Source organism: Salipiger abyssi, assembly GCF_017311415.1.
Classification (GTDB): domain Bacteria; phylum Pseudomonadota; class Alphaproteobacteria; order Rhodobacterales; family Rhodobacteraceae; genus Salipiger; species Salipiger abyssi_A.
Window position 1 is genome coordinate 126,863 of sequence record NZ_JAEKIS010000001.1, and the last position, 19,376, is coordinate 146,238.

Here is a 19,376-nt window from a genome sequence, read left to right on the forward strand (position 1 = left end):
ACCCGGTGGCGTCTCATCGCCCAGATGCTTGCGGCGGCGGTTCTACCGACACGCGAACCGCCGCCTGCGCCATGGGCAGGCTATCCCGGATCTCGCCATCTGCCGCGACGATACCTGCGGTGCCATTGACCCGTGCCCTGCGCCGGCGTTCGAAATCCATGAACAGCATGCCGATCTGTGGACTGGCCTTGATATCCCCGAGGCGTTGTAGAGCCCGCTGCCGGTGAAATCCGGGAAGACCGACGATCCCTTGCCGGTCACCCGAAGCATCGGGAGCGGGGCGTACACAGCATCTGCGTCTCCGTGACCTATCGGGGGCGATTGCTCTGCTGTCCAGACCGAAGAACTGGTCGTCAAGGGCCAGCCGGTCGCCTGCCGAAACGTCGGCCACCAGATCGGCGGGGCCGATCCCTCCTGCGGGAAAGGCGAGCGTGCCGTGCCCTTCACCGCCTTAGAGCCTGTCGTTCCCCTTGAGGCTGTCGTGATCTGGAGAGCCGATATCGTTCAGCGCGTTCGAAACCGACAGAGCGCTCGGGTCAGCCCAGCACGGTTTTCACCGCGTCCGCCGTCACCGAGACGATCTCGTCCGCTTCCGCGCGGGTCAGGCAGAGCGGCGGCGCAAAGCCTAGGATGTCGCCCTGCGGCATGGCCCGCGCGATCACGCCGCGCTCCAGCATCGCCGCCACGACCTTGGCGCCCTTGCCTTCGGAGGTGTCGAAGAAGCGGCGGCTGTCGCGGTCGGCGACCAGCTCCACCGCGCAGAGCATGCCTTCGCCGCGCACCTCGCCGACATTTGCATGCGCGCCGAGCGCGTCGCGCATGGTCCGGGTGAGATAGGCGCCGGTGTCTGCGGCGTTCTGCACGAGGCCAAGCTCGTCGATCAGCTTGAGGTTGGCGATGCCGGCGGCGGCGCCGATGGGGTGGGCGGAATAGGTCCAGCCATGGCCCAGCACGCCGTATTCGTCGGTGCCCTGCATCAGCACATCCCACATGCGCTGCCCGACGATGGTGGCCGAGAGCGGCGCATAGGCCGAGGTCAGCCCCTTGGCCGAGGTGATGAGATCGGGCTTGATGCCATAGTGATCCGAGCCGAACATCGCGCCCAGACGCCCGAAGCCGGTCACCACCTCATCGGCGATGAGCAGGATGTCATGCTTGTCCAGCACCGCCTGGATCGCCGGCCAGTAGCCCTCGGGCGGTGGCACGATGCCACCGGTGCCCAGCACCGGCTCGCCGATGAAGGCGGCGATGGTCTCGGGCCCCTCGGACTCGATCAGCGCCTCCAGCTCGGCGACGCAATGGGCGGTGAAATCCGCCTCGGTCATCGCGGTGTCGGGGCGGCGGAAATAATAGGGCGCCTCGGTATGGATCACCTGCGCCAGCGGCAGATCGAATTTCTTGTGGAAGAGCTCCAGCCCGGTGAGCGAGCCGGTCATCAGGCCAGAGCCGTGATAGCCGCGCCAGCGCGAGATGATCTTCTTCTTCTCGGGCCGTCCGAGGATGTTGTTGTAATACCAGACCAGCTTGATGTTGGTCTCGTTCGCATCCGAACCGCCGAGGCCGAAATAGACCCGCGCCATGTGATCGGGGGCGCGGTCCATCACCATCTTGGCCAGGGTGATCGAGGCCTCGGAGCCGTGGCCGGCATAGGCGTGGTAATAGCTGAGTTCGCGCGCCTGCCCGGCGATGGCCTCGGCGATCTCCTGACGGCCATAGCCGACGTTCACACAGTAGAGCCCGGCGAACCCGTCGAGCAGGCGGTTGCCGTCGCGGTCGGTGATATAGACACCTTCGCCACCGGTGACGATGCGCTGCGGCGCCTCGCCCCGGGCGAACTGGCCGAGATGGGTGGAGGGGTGGAAAAAGCTCTCGCGGTCCCATTTTCCCAGTTGATCGTTCGTCAGCATATGCTCTCCTTTCAGCCCCAGTCGCGGCAGACGTATTTGATATCGGTAAAGGCCTCGAGCCCCTGGCGCGCGCCCTCGCGGCCCATGCCCGATTGCTTGACCCCGCCAAACGGGATCGGCGCGCCGGTGACCTTCGTGCGGTTCACCGCCACCATGCCGAATTGCAGCGCGCGGGTGAGGCGGTAGATGCGGCGCGGATCGAGGCTGTGCACATAGGCGACCAGCCCGTATTCGGTGGCGTTGGCGCGCCCGATCACCTCCGCCTCGTCGTCGAAGGGGGTGAGGGGGGCAACCGGGCCGAAGGTCTCCTCCGACATGATCGCCGCGTCGTCTGTCACATCGGCCAGCACCGTGGGCCGGAAAAAGAGCGGCCCCAGCGCCGGGTCGACGGCGCCGCCGGTGAGCAGTTTTGCGCCTTTGGTCAGCGCGTCATTCACCTGAAGCGCCTGCTTTTCCACCGCGCGCTCATGGATGAGCGGGCCGATGTCGGGATCGTCCATGCCCTTGCCGAGCCGCAGCGCCTCGGTGGCGCGGGCAAAGCGCTCGCAGAATTCCTGATAAAGCGGGCGCTGGATGTAGAAGCGGTTGGCGCCCAGGCAATCCTGCCCGGAGGTGGCGAATTTCGCCTTGATCGCCTCGGCGACGGCGCGGTCGAGATCCGCATCCTCGAAGACGATGAAGGGCGCATGCCCGCCTAGCTCCAGCACCAGCCGCTTCACCGTATCGGCAGACTGGCGGTAGAGCAGCCGCCCGATCTCGGTGGAGCCGGTGAAGGAGAGGGCGCGCACGCGGGCGTCGGCCGTCCATTCGCCGACGATGGTGGCGGCGTCGCCGATCACCGTGTTCACCGTGCCGTCGGGGAAGCCGGCGCGGCGCGCCAGCTCGGCCAGCGCCAGCGCCGAGAGCGGGGTTTCGGCGGAGGGGTGGATCACCACGGTGCAGCCGGCGGCGAGCGCGGCGGCGGCCTTGCGGGTGATCATCGCCGAGGGGAAGTTCCACGGCGTGACGAGCGCCGCGACCCCCACCGGTTCGCGCCAGAGCTCCATCTCGGCATCGGGCAGGTGGCTGGTGACGCCCTCGATATTCGGGCGCAGCGCCTCTTCGGCATAGAACTGCACGAAGCTCGCGGCATAGTCGATCTCGCCGCGCGCCTCGCTCAGCGGCTTGCCCTGTTCGGCCACCATGAGGCGCGAGAGATCCTCCTTGGCGGCCATGATCAGCGCGTGCCAGCGGTGCAGGATCGCGGCGCGGTCCTGCGGCAGCATGGTGGCCCAGCCGGGAAAGGCCGATTGCGCGGCATCGACGGCGGAGCGGGCACCGCTCGCATCGCTCATCGCCACCTGGGCGATCAGTGCGCCGGTGGCCGGGTCGCGCACGGCGAGGCGGCCCTGGCCGGGGAAATCGCCCGCGTTTTGAAGAAGTTCTGGATCGGTGAGGCCGAGCGTGGGCCGGTTCGACAGATCGGTCATGGTCACACACCTCCTTTATGCGCTCAGGCTAGGGGAGGTCGGGGAGAGAGTTTTCGCGGATTTGCCTGCCGGGAAAGAAATATTCTCTGTTCTGCGGGCCGGCGGGAGGAAAGCTCTCTGCGCGAGCGTGTGGAGCACGCGATGGGCAGATTGCCCACCCTACCGGTTGTGCGTTGTCCAGGGCGCGGGACAAGGCCGAAGGCCGCCTCTCACACATCGCAAAGCGATGTGTTGCCGACAGGCGTTTGCAAGCAAACGCCGAGAGGCGCGCCATCGTCATGCCGAAGGCATGCCTCTGGCATGACCCGTTCCGTCGCACCAAAGGTGCGCCGTTAATAATCGGCACGCCTTCGGCGTGACGGGCTGGCGATTTGGCGACGCGAGCGTTTTGTTGAAAGGCCCTTCGGACTTGGTCAGGATGAATCGAGAGGTTCGTAAATCGGATCGCCAACCCGCAGGCCGGCGATTGTGCGGCTCCCGCTATACGCGCCCGTAGGGTGGGCAATCTGCCCACCACACCCGACACAACGCCGACAGCGCCACCGCCCTCTACCCGCGCAGCAGCCCAAGCGCCGGCGGCTCGTCCTTCACCGGTTTGGTCACGATATAGCTGTAATAGCGCCGCACCCCGGCGCGGCTTTCCAGGAGCCCGTCCATCAAAGTCTGGAACGCCGCCACATCCGGCGCCACCACCTGCATGAGATAATCGTAGCCGCCGCCGATCGCCCAGCAGCCGGTCACCGGATCGAGCCGCGCCACCGTGCGCTCGAAGATCTGAAAGCTCTCCGCGCGGTGGCTCTCCAGCTCGACGGTCACAAAGACCTGCACATGCGGGCCGATCCCGGCGAGGTCGATCTCGGCGCGGTAACCGCGGATCAGTCCGACCTGCTCCAGCCGCTTCATGCGCTCCCAGCAGGGCGTTGGCGACAGGTTCACCCGCGCCGCCAGTTCGGTCTTGGCGATGCGGCCCTCGCGGCAAAGGGTTGCGAGGATGGCGATGTCTCTGGCGTCGAGGCGGGTGGCGGTCATATTCCGCTTGTTCCGGTCGGCGGCGGGTTTGTCAATCTGGACAACCCTCGCAAGCCTCCAGGAGGCGGCACTGGACATTGTGACCGGCCCGGCCAATGCTGCGGTAAAGAGGCGATGGCAGGGCGTATGGTCACTCTCGAAGACGTCACAGCGGCGCGCGCATGGATCCGGGACAGGGTGCGCCTGACGCCGGTCAAACCGTCAGCCGCGCTGTCGGCGCTTGCGGGTGGACCGGTCTGGCTGAAATGCGAGCATCATCAGGAGACCGGTGCCTTCAAGCTGCGCGGCGCTGCCAATGCGGTGGCGCGGCTGGGAGAGGTGGCCGGTGTCACCACCGCCTCCACCGGCAATCACGGCAGGGCGCTGGCGTTTGCGGCGCGGCAGGCGGGGCTGCCGGCGGTGATCTGCGTCTCGCGGCTGGTGCCGGAGAACAAGCGTGCCGCGATCACGGCGCTCGGTGCCGAGGCGCGGGTGAGCGGGGCGAGCCAGGACGAGGCCTTCGACGAGGCGCGGCGGCTGGAGCGAGAGGAGGGCTTTGCGCTCATCCCGCCCTTCGATCATCCGGACATCATCGCCGGGCAGGGCACGCTGGGGCTGGAGATCCTCGACCAGCTGCCCGGTGCCGCCACGCTCGCCATTCCGCTCTCCGGCGGGGGGCTGCTCGCCGGCGTCGCGCTGGCCGCCAAGGCGCTGCGCCCGGAGATCCGCATCATCGGCATCAGCATGGAACGCGGCGCGGCTATGGCGGCAAGTCTCAGCGCCGGGCATCCGGTCGAGGTCGAGGAGGTGGAAACGCTGGCCGACAGCCTCGGCGGCGGCATCGGGCGCGACAACCGGCTGACCTTCGCGCTCTGTCGCGACCTGATGGACGGGCTGATCCTGCTCTCGGAGGCCGAGATCGCCGCCGGCATCCGCCATCTCGCGCGCGAAGACGGCGAGACGGTCGAGGGCGCCGCCGCCGTCGGCGCAGGGGCGGTGCTGGCGGGCAAGCTGCGCGCCGGGGGTGGCCAGCTGGTGCTGGTGCTTTCGGGCGGCAATATCGATCCGGCGCTGCACCGGGAGATCGTCGGGGAGACATCATGAGCGACATCCGCATTCTGCACGAAATCGACCTGCGGGCGCGCATCGCGCTGGACCTCGCGGCCATCGATGTGGTCGAGCGCGCGTTTGCGACCCTCGCCGACGGTGGGGTGGAGATGCCGCCGATCCTGTCGATGCATATGCCGGATCTCAATGGAGAGGTCGATGTGAAGACCGCCTATGTGCCGGGGTTGCCGGGCTTCGCGGTGAAGATCTCGCCTGGGTTTTTCGACAACCCGGCCAAGGGGCTTCCCTCGACCTCGGGGCTGATGGTGGTTCTGTCGACCGAGACGGGCCGGGTGCGGGCGGTATTGCTCGACAACGGCTATCTCACCGATGTGCGCACGGCCGCCGCCGGTGGCGTGGCGGCGCGGCATCTGGCCCCGGAGGGTGCGCGCCGGGCCGCCATCTTCGGAGCCGGGCTTCAGGCGCGGATGCAGTTGCAGGCGCTGCGGCTCGTCCGCCCCATCGAGGAGGTGGCGATCTGGGCGCGCGACCCGGAAAAGGCCCGCGTGCTGGTAGCAGAGCTGAGCGGAGAGGGGCTGCGCGTCCGGGCCTGCGCCGATCCCGCCGAGGCCGCCGCCTTTGGCGATGTGATCGTGACAACGACCCCCGCGACCGAGCCGATCCTGCGCGCAGAATGGCTGCGCCCGGGCCAGCATGTCACCGCCATGGGCAGCGACCAGCCCGGCAAGGGTGAGCTCGATCCTCAGTGCCTCGCCCGTGCGGACCTCTATGTCGCCGACCGGGTCAGCCAGACCCGAACGCAGGGCGAGCTGCGCGCCGCGCTGGCGGCGGGCACGGTGCAGAGCGCCGACGGCATTCCCGAACTGGGCGAGGTCATCACCGGCCGCCAGCCGGGGCGCACATCGTCCGATCAGATCACTATCGCGGATCTGACCGGCACCGGGGTACAGGATACCGCGATCGCCACTCACGCACTGGCCGCCTTCGACTGAGCGGCGCGCCTGAGCTCAGAGCGGCACGGCAGGATATACCCGTTTAACGAGATTCGGTGATGCCTTGTGCAAAGCGCGAAGGCTGAGGTGCCGCCCAGCCTTGTCCGAACGCGCGGGCGCCCTGTGGACCTGGCGTCACCTGTATCCAGGTCGGCGAGACGTCGCGCATTCTGGGCGTCGGCGGCGGTGACCCTACGGAAAATACTTATTTCATATGGATTTGCGTCGCGGGCTGACGCAATCTTTCAGAATAACGAAAAACTGTAACAAAGCCCTGCCATCACCCGGGCAGGGATTGCATCAGGGAATCAGCATGGGTCATTTTCATAGAGGCGCGCCGCGCGCTTGGTTTTCGAAAACAATCATAACGGGCACAGAGCGGAGAGACATATTGCTCGGCTCCCAGCGTGACGACACGATTTCGGGGCTCGGCGGAAACGATCTGCTTCTCGGGCGTCACGGGGACGATCTGATGGAAGGCGGTGCCGGGAACGACCTGATCGTCGGCGGACGCGGATCGGACACGGCGGTCTATGCCGGTTCGGTCCTGGAGTACCGGATCGGGTCGCCCTGGCAGCACAGCTATGGCCATGGCCACGGTTTCGGGCATGGTTTCGGACATCGCCCGGGGCATGTTACCGGACCGGTCATCGTGACCTCCGTCTCGCCGGGTGTCGCCGATGCGGGACGTGATATGCTGACCGGTATCGAGGCGCTGTATTTCCGTGCGGACGACTACACGCTCTTTCTCGACGGCACCAACAACGCCGTTCTCGCTGCCGACGATGCGGTCTCCACGTCGGAGAACGGTGCGCTGGTCATCGACACCGCGCAGCTGCTTGCCAACGACCGCGAGTTCGACGGCGATACCATGGTGGTGACCGCCGTCGACGGTCTCAGCGCGTCGGGCGCCACGGTGTCGCTGAACGGCACGCAGGTCAGCTACGATCCGGGCTCGCTCTTCGACTATCTGGGCGCCGGCGAAACCGCGACCGATACCTTCACTTACACCGTCGATGACGGCAAAGGTGGCGCCGATACCGCAACCGTCACGGTCACAGTCGAGGGCGAGAACGACGCACCGTCGCTGCTGACAATCGACAGCATTTGCCTGATCGAGGGCAATACCGAGGCACCCACCGTGCTGGCCGCCTCCGATGCCGAGGGCGATACGCTGAGCTATGCGATCACCGGCGGGGCCGATGCCGCGTTGTTCGGGATCGACGCGGCCACCGGCAAGCTGGCTTTCCTCTCCGCGCCCGAGGCCGGCGCGCCGCTCGATGACGGCGCCGACAACGGATATGACGTGGAGATCACCGTCAGCGACGGCAATGGCGGTAGCGTCAGCCGCGCGGTGCAGGTGGCGGTTCAGCCCGCCCCACTCGCGGGCCGTCAGACCATCGCATACGACATGGTGGGCAGCGCCAGCCAGAACCTTATCGGCTACAGCAACACCGCGCCGGTCTTTGGCAGCGCGGGGGACGGGTTCGGCCTGTTCTCGGTCGCGACCAGCAGCTCGATCCCCTTCGCGCTGGTCGACGACAGTGCCGGGGTGTACGCGCCGGATTCGCTGGGCATCATCGATTCGGCTTCCAACACCGACACGTTCTTCGGCGTCACCGACACCCAGAACGGCGACAATGACGGCCCGGTCTCGGCGAGCTGGAGCTTCGGTATCGGCGGCTACACCGACCTGTCCCTCTCGGTCGATGTCGGTGCCATGGGGGATTTTGAAAGCTCCGACGGCTTCACGCTCACTTACAATATCGATGGCGGGTCCGAGACCATCCTGTTCGACTTCGTTGCCGATGAGGACGCGTCTCTGGACTACACGCTGGCCGGCGGGGGCGTTTTCTCGCTGAACGATCCGCTGACCGTGGCGGGGTCGGGCGAGGTGCTGTCCAACCTGCTGCAAACGCTGAGCGCGGATATCGCCGGTACCGGCGCCGTTCTGAACGTGACGCTGACGGCTGAGGCCGATGGCGGTTCCGAGGCCTTTGCCATGCAGAACCTGGTGATCGAGGCGGCGGGCGGCGGCAGCGCCCCCGTGGAGCCCACCGAATACGCCATTGCCGCGCTCGGCGAAGATGCGTTCGAGGGCGACAGCGGTGCCACCGGTTACACGTTCCAGATCACCCGCAGCGGCGATGTGAGCGCGGCGGGCAGCGTCGATTTCACTGTCGGCGGCGAGGTCGATGCGGCGGATTTCGGCGGCACGCTGCCATCGGGCACCGTCAGCTTTGCCGCCGGCCAGACCTGCGCGACCTTCACGCTTGAGGTGGCCGGCGATCTCACCGTCGAGGATGACGAGCTCTTCGAGGTGATCCTGTCGAACCCCTCCGATGGCAGCCTCGCCACCGCCAGCGCCGCCGTCACGGTGCTGGACGACGACGACCTGACGCTGATTTCCACGATCCAGGGCAGCGGTGCCGCCAGCGATTACGTCAATCAGGTGGTCACCGTCTCGGCCATCGTCACGCAGGTGACCGGCAGCGGCTACTACCTTCAGGAAGAAGATGCCGATAGCGACGGCGACGCGGCCACCTCCGAGGGTGTGTTCGTGTTCACCGGCGGCGACAACCCGGCGGTGGGCGATCATGTCATCCTGCGCGGCGCGGTCGAGGAATATTTCGGCGAAACCCAGATCGACCAGGAAACGGTGCGGGTGGTGTCCTCCGGCAACGCGCTGCCCACGGCGGCCTCGGTGCTGCTCAGCCCCGATGTGGCGCAGGATTTCGAGGCCATCGAGGGCATGCGGGTGACGCTCGACAGCGGTGTCGCCGAAGAGCGCCTTACGGTGATCGAGAATTTCAATCTCGACCGCTATGGCGAGATCGTGCTCTCGGCCGGCACGCAGATGCAGCCGACGCAGCTCTACGACGCCCAGACCGAGGCCGAAGAGATCCAGGCGCTGATGCAGGGCAATGCCAACAACCGGCTGCTGATCGACGATGGCGTGTCGGCGCAGAACCCCGACGCCTTCACCTTCATCCCCAACGCAACGGCGGGCGACAATGGCAACGGCTATCTCGACGCCGGCGACACCTTCACCGCCGACGGGCCGACGCTGCGGCTGGGCGCCGAACTCAACGCGCCGGTTACCGGGGCGATGGGGTATGCCTATGGCGAATACCGGCTGGTGATCGACGATCAGCTCGATATCGACGAGGCCACCAATAGCGGCGCGCGTCAGGTCGTGCCCGATCCGGTGGGGGGCGATTTCCAGATCGCTTCGGTCAATGTGCTGAACTATTTCACCACGCTGAGCGGTGGGGTGGGTCCGAACGGGCTTGACCCGCGCGGCGCCTCGACAGCGGCGGATCTGGAGCGGCAGACCGACAAGCTGGTCGACGCCATTCTGGGCACCGGCGCCGAGGCCTTTGCCTTGCAGGAGCTGGAGAATGGCGGCTTCGGCGATGGGTCTGCGATTGACACGCTGGTCGATGCGCTGAACGCCGAGGCGGCGCTGCGCGGGCTCTCCGCCAGCTATGCCTTTGTCGATCCAACCGGCGGCGATCCCGACGGGTTCATCGGCACCGACGCGATCACCACTGGCATCCTCTACGATACCAACAGCCTGACGCTGGTCGCCTCCGATTACATCGTCTTTGACGAGCCTTCGGCCGCCACCACCTATGCGCTGGCCGAGGTGCTGAATGCAGTGGTTCCTGCGGGCGACCGGCTGGGCGATTTCCAGCGCAACCGCCCCGCTGTCGCCGCGACCTTCGAAGATCCGGCGACGGGCGAGCGCTTCACCATCGTCTCGAACCACTTCAAATCGAAGGGCGATAGCGGGCTGGTCGATCTGGTCGCCGCCGCGCAGGACTATCTCGACAATGGCGGCACCGCCATCACCCAGGCCGATATCGACGCGCTGACCAGCGATCCGAACTACGATCAGGGCGACGGCCAGGGTTTCTGGAACGCGGTGCGCGCCGATGCGGCGGGCGAAGTGCAGAGCTGGGTCGAGACCGAATATGACGGCGGCGGCGTCATCGATTACCTGCTGATGGGCGATTTCAACGCCTATGCGCAGGAGGATCCGGTCCAGACCCTGACCGACGATCCGGACATGGTGGACCTCATCGACGCCTTCATCGGCACCGAGAACGCCTATAGCTATGTGTTCGACGGCCAGCAGGGCGCGCTCGATCAGGCGGTTGCCTCCGCTGGGCTCGCTGGCGATGTGACCGGCCTGACCGAATGGCACATCAACGCCGACGAGCCGGACCTGCTCGGCTATAACAGCGCCTACAACGATCCGGGGTTCTACGAGGACAGCCTCTTTGCGTCCTCGGATCACGACCCGCTGATCCTCGGGCTGGATCTGACGCCGGATGGTTTCGATCTGCTCACCTGAGCCGAAACCCCGGGCCCGAAGCCAAAAACGCCGCGCTGTCACAGCGCGGCGTTTTCACGTCTGGCGGAGGGGTGGGGCGCTCAGTAATCCTTTTCGAAGAACACCCCGAAGCCGGTATTGCCGCTGGTCGAGACCTGACCGCGCGCCTTGACGTTGCGGTTGATCTGGATGTTCAGGTTCACATCTGTGTTGCCGTCCGAGCCGATCTCGACATCCGTATAGACATTGTCGCTGATATATTTTCCCAGGCGCAGCCCGGCATTGCCCTGCTCGTCGGTGGTCACGTCGAAATCGTCGAGCCCGAAGCCCTGGCGCAGATTGCCAACGATGCCCTCGCCGCCCTTGCCGGCCAGCGTGTTCACCGCCGCCGCGATGCGCAGCGCCTGAAGTGCCGAAAGCTCTGACACGTCGCGACCAAAGAGCAGGAGGGCCAGCACCTCTTCTTCGGGTCGCGAGGGGTTCGAGCGGAAGCTCACCTCTGGCGAAGTCGCCTGACCCTCCAGCGCCACGGTGATCACCGTGCCGTCGCGCTCGGTGGTGGCCTCGACCTCAAGCGTCGGGTCGAAATTGCCGGTGAGCCGCAGGATGGCCCTCTCCAGCGTCAGGCGCTGGCCGAGAATGTCGAGCCGTCCCCTGATCAGGTCGAAGCGGCCCACGGGCACGATATCCTGCGAGGTGCCGGTGAGGCGCAGCGTGCCGCCGAGTTCCGCATCGAGCCCGCGGCCGCGGACAAAGATCCGCGACGGCGCGCGGATCTCCAGATCCAGCGGCAGGACGTAGGGCGCGCCGCCGCCGGTCTCGCTTGCCTCCAGCAGCCCGGCGCGGGCGCGGGTCTGTCGCACGGCGCCGGGCTCGGCGATATGGGTCAGGGTGAAACTGCGGCTGCCCGGCCCGAGCCCCGTTTCGGGGATGCGCAGCTCGGCCTGAAGGAACTCGATCACGCCGCCGATACGCGGGCCGGTCGCCAGCGGCCCCTGCACGGTGATGTCGCCCTCGGCATTGGCCTGAAACAGGCGCCGGTCCTGCAATACCAGATCGCGCAGCCGCATGGTGAGATCGGCGTTGAAGGGGGCGGCGAGGCCCACCGTGCCTTCGGCGCGTAGCGTGCCGCCGGAGGAAAGCTGGCCCTCGACCGTCAGGCGCGACTGTCCACCGCCGAGCGTGCTGTCGATGTTGACACCGGTCAGCGTCATCGCCGGGCCGGGCAGCACCACCTCGGCGCCGTTCACCTGGATGCTGCCCGAAAGCGAGCTGGGCGCCAGCGGCCCGTTCAGCCGCAGGTCGAGCCGCGCCAGCCCGGAGAGCAGGTTGGGCGCGGCGATGCGGTTGGCCAGCGCCAGCGGCGCGGTGCCGTTGATGGCGAGATTGGCGCTGTCGAAGGCGCGGGCGAGGCTGCCGGAGATCCGCGCCTCGGTGCCGCCGGGGGCGGTGACGCTGGTGTTGACCTGCCACGGCCCGGTGCCGCTGGCGCTCAGCGTGCCGGTGGCGGTGGCGCGACCGGGGAGCTGCTCGACGAGGAGCCCCAGATCGCGCAGCGCCACATCGTATGTCAGCGCGCTGTCGCCTTGTTGCGCCATGCTGCCACTCGCGGTGGCGGTCAGTTCGGGGGTGTTGAGGTCGAGCCGCTCGACGGTGATCAGCCCGTTGCCGTCCCGCTGCACCGAGACCGTCGCTCTGCCATCGCCGGCCAGCAGCGCGTCGGCTTGAGCAATCCCAAGCCCGACATCGCGCGTGTTCAGTGTGCCGTCGGCGCTCAGCGATCCGTCGGCGAGGCTGTAGGAGGCGGTGCCGTCGAAACTGGCGCTGCCGCGCAGCGGACGCCCGACCAGCGGTGCATAGGCCGAAAGCGCGTCGGCGGCGGCGTTGCCGGCAAAACGCAGGAGGCCGATGCTGCCATCGGCGGTTTTCGTGGCGGTCAGCGCGCCATCGGCGCGCGTGCCGTCGGGGCCGGTGGCGGTGAAATTCAGCGCGTAATCGCCGGGGCTTTCCTTCAAATCGCCGCTGAGCGATGCGCTCCCGCTCATGCCGGGCTGCACCCGCGACAGCTCGGGCAGGCTGAGCTCGAAACGGCCCGAGCTGGCATCGGTGCGGTATTCGCCCTGCGCGGTGAGCCCGATGCCGGGGCCGTCGATCTCCAGCCGGCGCAGAAAGGTGCCGGCCTCGTTGCGCTCCACATTGCTGGCGAGCGCCACCCGCCCGGCGAGCAGCCCGTCGAGCTGCGCGATATCGGCGGAGAGATCGGTGGCGCTGCCGTCGAGCGCGAGGTCGAAGCGCCCGGATAGCGGCTCCACATGGCCGCTGAGGGCAAGATCCGCCGCGCCGCCAAGATCGCGCCCGGCAAGGCCGGAGAAACGCTCCAGACCGCTGGTGCGCAGGGTGAGGTCGGGCTCTATGGCCGGGTCGCTGCCCTGCGACAGCCCGGAGAAGGTGATATCGCCGGCGATATCCAGCCCGGCGCCGCTGAGGTCGATATCGGTGAGGCGCAGCGGTGCCTCTTCCTGCCAGTCGAATTGCAGCGTGCCGCGCAGCGCCTCGCCGGCGGCGCGGGCCAGCGCCTCGTCGGCAAGCGTGAGCCCGCTTGCGTCCATCGCCAGCCGGCCCTGTACCTGGCCGGGCAGGGGGCTGCCGGCATTGCGGTCGATGCTGCCCTCGCCGGTGATCCGCGCCTCGCGCAGCGCCATCTCGGGCCGGTCGAGCCCGCGCGCCAGCATCTCCAGCGTGAAGCCGTCGCCCTCGGCGGCGTCATAGTCCAGCGTCAGCGTCGCCTCATCGAGCCGGGTCACCTGCTCTGCAAAGGCCAGCCGCACCGGGCTGCCATCCTGCGAGGCGATGCGCCCGTCGAGCGCCAGCCGCTCTGGCCAGCCATCGGCGCCGATCCGCGCCGCGCCGGTCAGCGCGACACTGGCGGTTTGCAGATCGAGCTCGTCGAGCGCAATGGCGCCGCCGGATTCCAGCATGCCATTGGTGCGCAGCGACTGGCGCGCGCCGAGAAAGGCGCGCTGGTCCTCGGGCAGCAGCGGGCGCAGGTCGCCGGCCAGATCGGCGGCAAAGCGATAGCCCTCTTCGGCGGCGCCCTGAAGCGTGATCTCCCCGGCGAAACGGTCCTGCCCGTCGGTGGCAAGCGCCAGATCGGCGGTGAAATCGTCGAGCGGATCGTCGCCCTGCAAGGTCAGCCGCAGCGCCGGCGCGCCGGGCAGCCCGGCCCTGGTGGTCAGCAGGCCGCCCGCCGCCTCCTCCAGCGCCAGATCGACACTCAGCCGGCGGGTCTCGTTGGCGTAACTGCCGGAAAAGGTCAGCGCGTCGCGCGGTCCGTCGATCCGCTGCACCGAGAGCTCGGCATTGCCCTCGCCGCCGGCGAGCTGCGCCGAGCCGGCGATCCCGAGCGCGATCTCCTCGCCGATCACCGGCGCGCCGAGCTCGACGCGTTCGATGGCAAACTCGCCGATATTCACCGAGACCGGCAGCTCGGGCAGTGAAAAGCTCCTGCCGCTGGCTTCCGGCGTGGGCGCGTCGCCGCCCGAGGCGGGCAGCCGGGCGATCTCCAGCCGCGCCGCGGTGAGGGCATTGACCTCGACACGGCCGGTCAGCAGCGCGGCGCGGCTCCAGTCGAGCTCCGCGTCCTCCAGTGTCAGCCAGACGCCGTCATCGTCGGCGATGGTCATGCGGTCCATGGTCGCTTGCGCGCTCAGCGCGCCGCGAAAGCCGCGCACCTGCACGTTCATCCCCTCGGAGGAGAGCGCGTCCTCGATCAGCCGTTCGAGCCGTGTGCCCTCGTCCTCGTCCTGCGCGTGGGCCGGCAGGGCAAGACCGAAGAGCAGCGAGAGCAGAAGTAGAAAGCGTTTCAAAATGCCTGACCTATGCCGAGATAAAGCTGCACGCCGCCGGTGTCGTTGCTGCCGCCGGTGGGGGCGGCGACGTCGAGCCTGAGCGGGCCGATGCCGGTCTGATAGCGTACCCCAAGGCCCGCGCCGGAATGCCAGTCGCCATCGTCGCCGGGCGTGCTGCCTTCGCCGATGAACCCGGCATCGGCAAAGGCCACGAGGCCCCAGGTTTCACCGATATCCTGCCGGACCTCGGCGGAGAGCCCAAGAAAGCTGCGCCCGCCGCTTTCGTCGCCGCCGCCGAGATCGACATTGAGCGACTGATAGGGCTGGCCCCGCACCGTGCCGGCGCCGCCGGAATAGAACAGGAATTCCGGCTGCGTCTCGGTCAGCTCCGATCCCATGACCGAACCGACTTGCAGCCGCCCGGCCAGCACCGTGCCCTTGTTTTCGCCCAGCCCGTAATAGCCGCGCAGATCGGCGTAGAAGCGCGCGCCGTCGCCGGGCCCGTCGATATCGAGGAACGGCGTCAGCTCGGTGCCGACATACCAGCCCGAGCGCGGATCGAGATCGTTGTCGCGCTTGTCCCAGGTGAGCGACAGCGGCATGGTGAAGAGCAGGAATTCGCGGTGACCGAGATCGTCGTCGGTCTCGGAATAGATCAGGCCGAGGCCGATCTCGGCGCTCAGATCCTCGTTGAAGCGGCGGGTGAGGCCGGCGGTCAGTCCGAGACTGTCGGCGGAATAGGTCGGCTCGTTCTCGGTCGACAGAGCGGCCTGAAAGAAGGCGTCGGTATCGGGGCCGAGCCGGGCGATGGCGGCGGGCACTTCGAGCCGCGCCGAGAGGCCGGCGTCGATCTCGCCGGTATTGTTCGAGATGTCGGAGATGTCGCCTTCGATGCGCAGGCGCTCGGCGCCGCCCATGAAGTTGCGATGCATCCAGAAGCTGCTGAGCGCCAGCCCTTCGAGCGAGGATATCTCGGCGCCGAAGCCGAAGCGGCGCGGCTTGGCGTCGGCAACGCGCAGCTCGATATCCAGCGTGCCGTCGGGGTTGGCGGTCTCGGCCTCGGTCACGGTGACGCTGGAAAAGGCGCCGGTGGCGGTCAGGCGGCGGGTGACCTCGGTCAGCTCGTCGGGATCGAAGCGTTCGCCATTGGGCAGGCCGGCGATGCGGCGCTGCGCGGCGGTGCGCACGGCGCTGTCATTGACGGTGACAAGGCGGCCAAAGCGCAGCTCGGGGCCGGGGGCGACGATCATGTCGACGTCGATCCGGCTGTTGGCGTGGTTGGCGGTGATCTGCTGGCGCGAAAGCTCGGCCTTGGCATGGCCGAGCTGGCGCCAGCCGTCGATGGCGGCATTGGCGGCATCGCCGATCAGCCCCGAGCGCGCGGTGGAGGTGGGCGCGAACCCCTCGGGCAGCTCGGTGCCGGGCGCCAGCGGTTGCAGCCGCGTGTTGCCGAACTTGAACTTGGGGCCGGTGGTGACCGTGACCACGACGGTGTCTACCGCGTCCGGTGTCGAGAGCAGCGGAATGTCGGAGGCCTCGCGCCCGTCGAGCAGGATGCTCACCGTGCCGCCGTAGTAGCCGTTTGCATAAAGCGTCTCGACCAGGATGCCGTAATCGGACAGCGCCGCTGCCAGCGCGTCCTGTCCGGTGACCCGGCCTTCGTCCTGCGCGGCGGCGAGGGCGGAGTTGCTCTTGATCTGTGCGCGCAGATCCTCGTCCATATCGGGGGTGGAGAAATTCAGGGTCTCAAATGCGGCGGCCGGGCCGCTGGCGAGGCACAGGGCAAGACCAAGGGCCATTGGAATGCGCCGTAGGGTCACTGGAAGTCCTTTCCTCTGGCCAAACGAGCGAATGCGCGCAAATCGGCGCTCCGCCACTCTATGGCAGAGCTAGCGCAGACGCTAGTGTGCGCAAGCATATCTTGTGGGCTGTGCGAGGATGCGCAGGGTGGCCGAGCGCGCCCCGCCTCTGTTCGAAACCGCAGTGCTTGCCTGCGGTCGCGCCAGCTTCTATCCCGGTCGCAACCGGATCCGCAGGCATGAGGGGGCAGCGCATGGCGCGTATCTATATCACCGGAACCTCCGGCGTGCTGGGCTATGAGCTTCTGGCGCATCTGGGCACGCAGGCGGCGCCCGTCACCGGGGTTGCGCGGCGCGATCTTCGGGTCGAGGGCACCGGATTGGACCAGATCGTCACCACGGAGGTGCTGGCGCCGGACTGGCTGCCCGAGGGCGACACCGACAGCACCATCTTGCATTGCGCCGGGCTCGCCAGCCCGCGCTTGGCCTTTGCCGATTTCGCCGATCTCAGCCGCCGCGAGATCGAGCCGCAGATCGGCTTTGCCGAGGCGCTGGTGGCGCGCGGCTGGGCCGGGCATCTGGTCTATGTCTCCTCCGCCGGGGTCTATGGCGATACCGACGATCTGCCGATTGCCGAGACCGCCCCCTTGCAGCCGAAATCCCATTACGCGCTGCAAAAGATGGCGGTGGAGCAGGGGCTGACGCTGCTGGCCAACCGCCACGGCTTTCGCCTGACGATCCTGCGGCTGGCCAATGCCTATGGCTCGCCGCTGGCCGGGCCGCGCTATGGCGTGGTGAACATCCTGCTCGACGCGCTGGAGACCGGCGCGCCCTTCAGGCTCTTCGGCACCGGCGAGAGCCTGCGCGATTATATCCATGTCTCGGATTTCTGCCGCGCGGTGGCGCGGGTCTGCGCGCTGGCCTTCCCCGAGCGGATCATGACGCTCAATATCGGCACGGGGCAAGGCACCTCGCTGGCAAGGCTGGTGGCGCTGGTGCAGGAGGTGACGGGGCGCGAGCTGGTGCTGCAACGCGAACCGCTCGAAAGCGAGATCAAATCCAACGTGCTGAAGATCGACCGCGCCCGCGCGCTGCTCGACTGGGTGCCACAGGTCGATATCGAAGAGGGGCTGCGCCGCGCCGTCGCGGCGCTGGGCTGAGGCTCAGTCCTCCTCGAACGGATCCCACTCGTCCTCGACCTCGGGCAGCGCCTCGGCGACGGCCTCCTGCGCGGCCGCCTCAGCGGTGTGCACCTTGAGGATTTCCGCCTCGGGGAAGGCGGCGAGCGCGGCCTGCACCAGCGGGTGCTCGCGCGCCTCGGCCTTCAGCGCCAGCTCGGCGGCGTGTTCCTTTTCATAGACGGTGGGTGCGTCGCAGCCATTGACCAGGATCACCGCCCAGCGGTTGCCGGTCCAGCGTTGCAGGGCAGAGCCCAGTTTCTGCGCCAGATCAGCCGGTGCGCTGTCGTCGGGAGTGAACTCGATCCGCCCGGGCTGATAGGCGGCGAGGCGCACATGGCGTTCCACCTGCGCCAGCAGCAGCCCGTCGCGATTGGCGCGGATCAGCTCGATCACATGCTCGAAGCTCGGGTAATGCGCCAGCGCCGCCTCGGGCGCGACCGCGCGCACCGCATTGCCCTGATGCGCCACCGGGCCGGAGGGCGCCGCGTGGGTCGGCGCCGGGCCGCCCATCGCGTTGGCGCCGCCTGAGGGCCCGTGCGCGTAACCGCCGCCTCCGCCGGGGCCCGGGCTGGGCGGTGGCGGGGTGTCCTGCAACTTGCGCAGCAGCTCTTCGGGCGAGGGCAGCTCGGCCACATGGGTGAGCCGGATCACCGCCATCTCGGCGGCCATCATGGCGTTGGGCGCCTGCGCCACCTCGTCCAGCGCCTTGAGCAGCATCTGCCACATGCGGGTCAGCGCCCGCATGCCGAGATTGGCCGCCAGCGCCTGGCCGCGTGCGCGCTCGTCGGGGGAAATCGTCGGGTCTTCAGCGGCTTCCGGCGTGATCTTCACCACCGAGGTCCAGTGCGTCAGCTCTGCCAGATCGCGCAGCACCGCCAGCGGGTCGGCGCCGTCGGCATATTGCTCCGAAAGCTCGGTCAGCGCGCCGGGCGCGTCGCCATGCATGATCTTCTCGAAAAGATCCATCACCCGGCCCCGGTCCGCGAGCCCCAGCATGGCACGGACCTGATCGGCGGTGGTCTCACCGGCGCCATGCGAGATTGCCTGATCCAGCAGCGAGGTCGCATCGCGGGCCGAACCCTCCGCGGCGCGGGTGATGAGCGCCAGCGCGTCGTCGGTGATCTCGGCCTCCTCGGAGGTGGCGATCTTGCGCAAGAGCGCGATCATCACCTCGGGCTCGATCCGGCGAAGGTCGAAGCGCTGGCAGCGGCTCAGCACGGTCACCGGCACCTTGCGGATCTCGGTGGTGGCGAAGATGAATTTCACATGCGCCGGCGGCTCTTCCAGCGTCTTGAGCAGCGCGTTGAACGCGCTGGTCGAGAGCATGTGCACCTCGTCGATGATGTAGATCTTGTAGCGCGCCGAGGCCGCCCGGTAATGCACCGAGTCGATGATCTCGCGGATATCGTTGACGCCGGTGTTCGAGGCCGCGTCCATCTCCATCACATCGACATGGCGGCCCTCCATGATGGCGGTGCAATGCTCGCACTGGCCGCAGGGCTCGGTGGTGGGGCCGCCATTGCCGTCGGGGCCGATGCAGTTCATGCCCTTGGCGATGATCCGCGCGGTGGTGGTCTTCCCGGTGCCGCGAATGCCGGTCATGATAAAGGCCTGCGCGATGCGCCCGGCCTTGAAGGCGTTTTTCAGCGTGCGCACCATGGCGTCCTGACCGACGAGATCGGCAAAGGTCTCGGGGCGGTATTTGCGGGCGAGGACCTGATATTTCGGGCTCTGGTCGGACATGGTGGCCTTTTGCGCTGCGGGG

10 protein-coding genes and 1 pseudogene are annotated in these 19,376 nt (G+C 67.8%); 4 read left to right on the forward strand and 7 right to left on the reverse strand.

Translation table 11 applies throughout. The annotated features are described in order from the left end of the window. Nucleotides 1-13 precede the first annotated feature (13 nt). From I6N89_RS00690 to I6N89_RS00705, 4 genes are all read right to left on the reverse strand, one after another. Entirely contained in the window at nucleotides 14-391 is a 378-nt protein-coding gene (locus I6N89_RS00690; RefSeq protein ID WP_207016315.1) for a pyridoxamine 5'-phosphate oxidase family protein, read from the reverse strand. Between the two features lie 145 nt (nucleotides 392-536). Beyond that, nucleotides 537-1,907, reverse strand: coding sequence for an aspartate aminotransferase family protein (locus I6N89_RS00695; RefSeq protein ID WP_207016316.1), 1,371 nt, complete (start codon nucleotides 1,905-1,907; stop codon nucleotides 537-539). Between the two features lie 11 nt (nucleotides 1,908-1,918). Beyond that, nucleotides 1,919-3,376, reverse strand: coding sequence for an NAD-dependent succinate-semialdehyde dehydrogenase (locus tag I6N89_RS00700; RefSeq protein ID WP_207016317.1), 1,458 nt, complete (start codon nucleotides 3,374-3,376; stop codon nucleotides 1,919-1,921). Between the two features lie 549 nt (nucleotides 3,377-3,925). Next, complete coding sequence (locus I6N89_RS00705) at nucleotides 3,926-4,405, reverse strand: Lrp/AsnC family transcriptional regulator (RefSeq protein ID WP_207016318.1); 480 nt, start codon at nucleotides 4,403-4,405, stop codon at nucleotides 3,926-3,928. A 114-nt stretch (nucleotides 4,406-4,519) separates the two neighbouring features. Here I6N89_RS00705 and eutB point away from each other — a divergent pair, with 114 nt between their 5' ends. The 3 genes from eutB to I6N89_RS00720 all read left to right on the forward strand — a co-directional run bounded on the left by eutB (nucleotide 4,520) and on the right by I6N89_RS00720 (nucleotide 10,804). Continuing rightward, entirely contained in the window at nucleotides 4,520-5,488 is a 969-nt protein-coding gene (eutB, locus tag I6N89_RS00710; RefSeq protein WP_207016319.1) for a hydroxyectoine utilization dehydratase EutB, read from the forward strand. After that, the gene (locus I6N89_RS00715; RefSeq protein WP_207016320.1) at nucleotides 5,485-6,444 is read left to right on the forward strand and encodes a cyclodeaminase; all 960 of its coding nucleotides are present in this window, start codon (nucleotides 5,485-5,487) and stop codon (nucleotides 6,442-6,444) included. The genes eutB and I6N89_RS00715 overlap by 4 nt, the downstream gene beginning before the upstream one ends. A 313-nt stretch (nucleotides 6,445-6,757) precedes the next feature. Then, entirely contained in the window at nucleotides 6,758-10,804 is a 4,047-nt protein-coding gene (locus I6N89_RS00720) for an ExeM/NucH family extracellular endonuclease (RefSeq protein WP_268957193.1), read from the forward strand. Nucleotides 10,805-10,884: 80 nt separating this feature from the next. Here the strand turns inward: I6N89_RS00720 and I6N89_RS00725 are convergent, their stop codons facing one another. Then, on the reverse strand, nucleotides 10,885-14,649 hold the full coding sequence (locus I6N89_RS00725) for a translocation/assembly module TamB domain-containing protein (RefSeq protein WP_207016322.1): 3,765 nt from the start codon (nucleotides 14,647-14,649) through the stop codon (nucleotides 10,885-10,887). Further along, complete coding sequence (locus I6N89_RS00730) at nucleotides 14,646-16,430, reverse strand: autotransporter assembly complex protein TamA (RefSeq protein WP_236016360.1); 1,785 nt, start codon at nucleotides 16,428-16,430, stop codon at nucleotides 14,646-14,648. Before I6N89_RS00730 ends, I6N89_RS00725 begins: the two co-directional genes overlap by 4 nt. Before the next feature lie 254 nt (nucleotides 16,431-16,684). On the opposite strand from I6N89_RS00730, the gene I6N89_RS00735 reads away from it, so the two are divergent. Next, nucleotides 16,685-17,590 carry an NAD-dependent epimerase/dehydratase family protein gene (locus I6N89_RS00735; RefSeq protein ID WP_207016324.1) on the forward strand — a complete coding sequence of 302 codons (906 nt, stop codon included), beginning with the start codon at nucleotides 16,685-16,687 and terminating at the stop codon, nucleotides 17,588-17,590. 3 nt (nucleotides 17,591-17,593) lie between these two features. On the opposite strand, the pseudogene I6N89_RS00740 reads toward I6N89_RS00735, so the two are convergent. Then, a pseudogene (locus I6N89_RS00740) lies at nucleotides 17,594-19,366 on the reverse strand (DNA polymerase III subunit gamma/tau); the annotation flags it as partial. Between the last annotated feature and the right edge of the window lie 10 nt (nucleotides 19,367-19,376).

Excerpts from the sequence above, each read along its gene's own strand:
- I6N89_RS00705 (WP_207016318.1), bottom strand. The coding sequence starts at position 4,405 with ATGACCGCCACCCGCCTCGACGCCAGAGACATCGCCATCCTCGCAACC.
- I6N89_RS00715 (WP_207016320.1), top strand. The coding sequence starts at position 5,485 with ATGAGCGACATCCGCATTCTGCACGAAATCGACCTGCGGGCGCGCATC.
- I6N89_RS00695 (WP_207016316.1), bottom strand. The coding sequence starts at position 1,907 with ATGCTGACGAACGATCAACTGGGAAAATGGGACCGCGAGAGCTTTTTC.
- I6N89_RS00700 (WP_207016317.1), bottom strand. The coding sequence starts at position 3,376 with ATGACCGATCTGTCGAACCGGCCCACGCTCGGCCTCACCGATCCAGAA.
- I6N89_RS00720 (WP_268957193.1), top strand. The coding sequence starts at position 6,758 with ATGGGTCATTTTCATAGAGGCGCGCCGCGCGCTTGGTTTTCGAAAACA.
- I6N89_RS00735 (WP_207016324.1), top strand. The coding sequence starts at position 16,685 with ATGGCGCGTATCTATATCACCGGAACCTCCGGCGTGCTGGGCTATGAG.
- I6N89_RS00730 (WP_236016360.1), bottom strand. The coding sequence starts at position 16,430 with ATGGCCCTTGGTCTTGCCCTGTGCCTCGCCAGCGGCCCGGCCGCCGCA.
- eutB (WP_207016319.1), top strand. The coding sequence starts at position 4,520 with ATGGCAGGGCGTATGGTCACTCTCGAAGACGTCACAGCGGCGCGCGCA.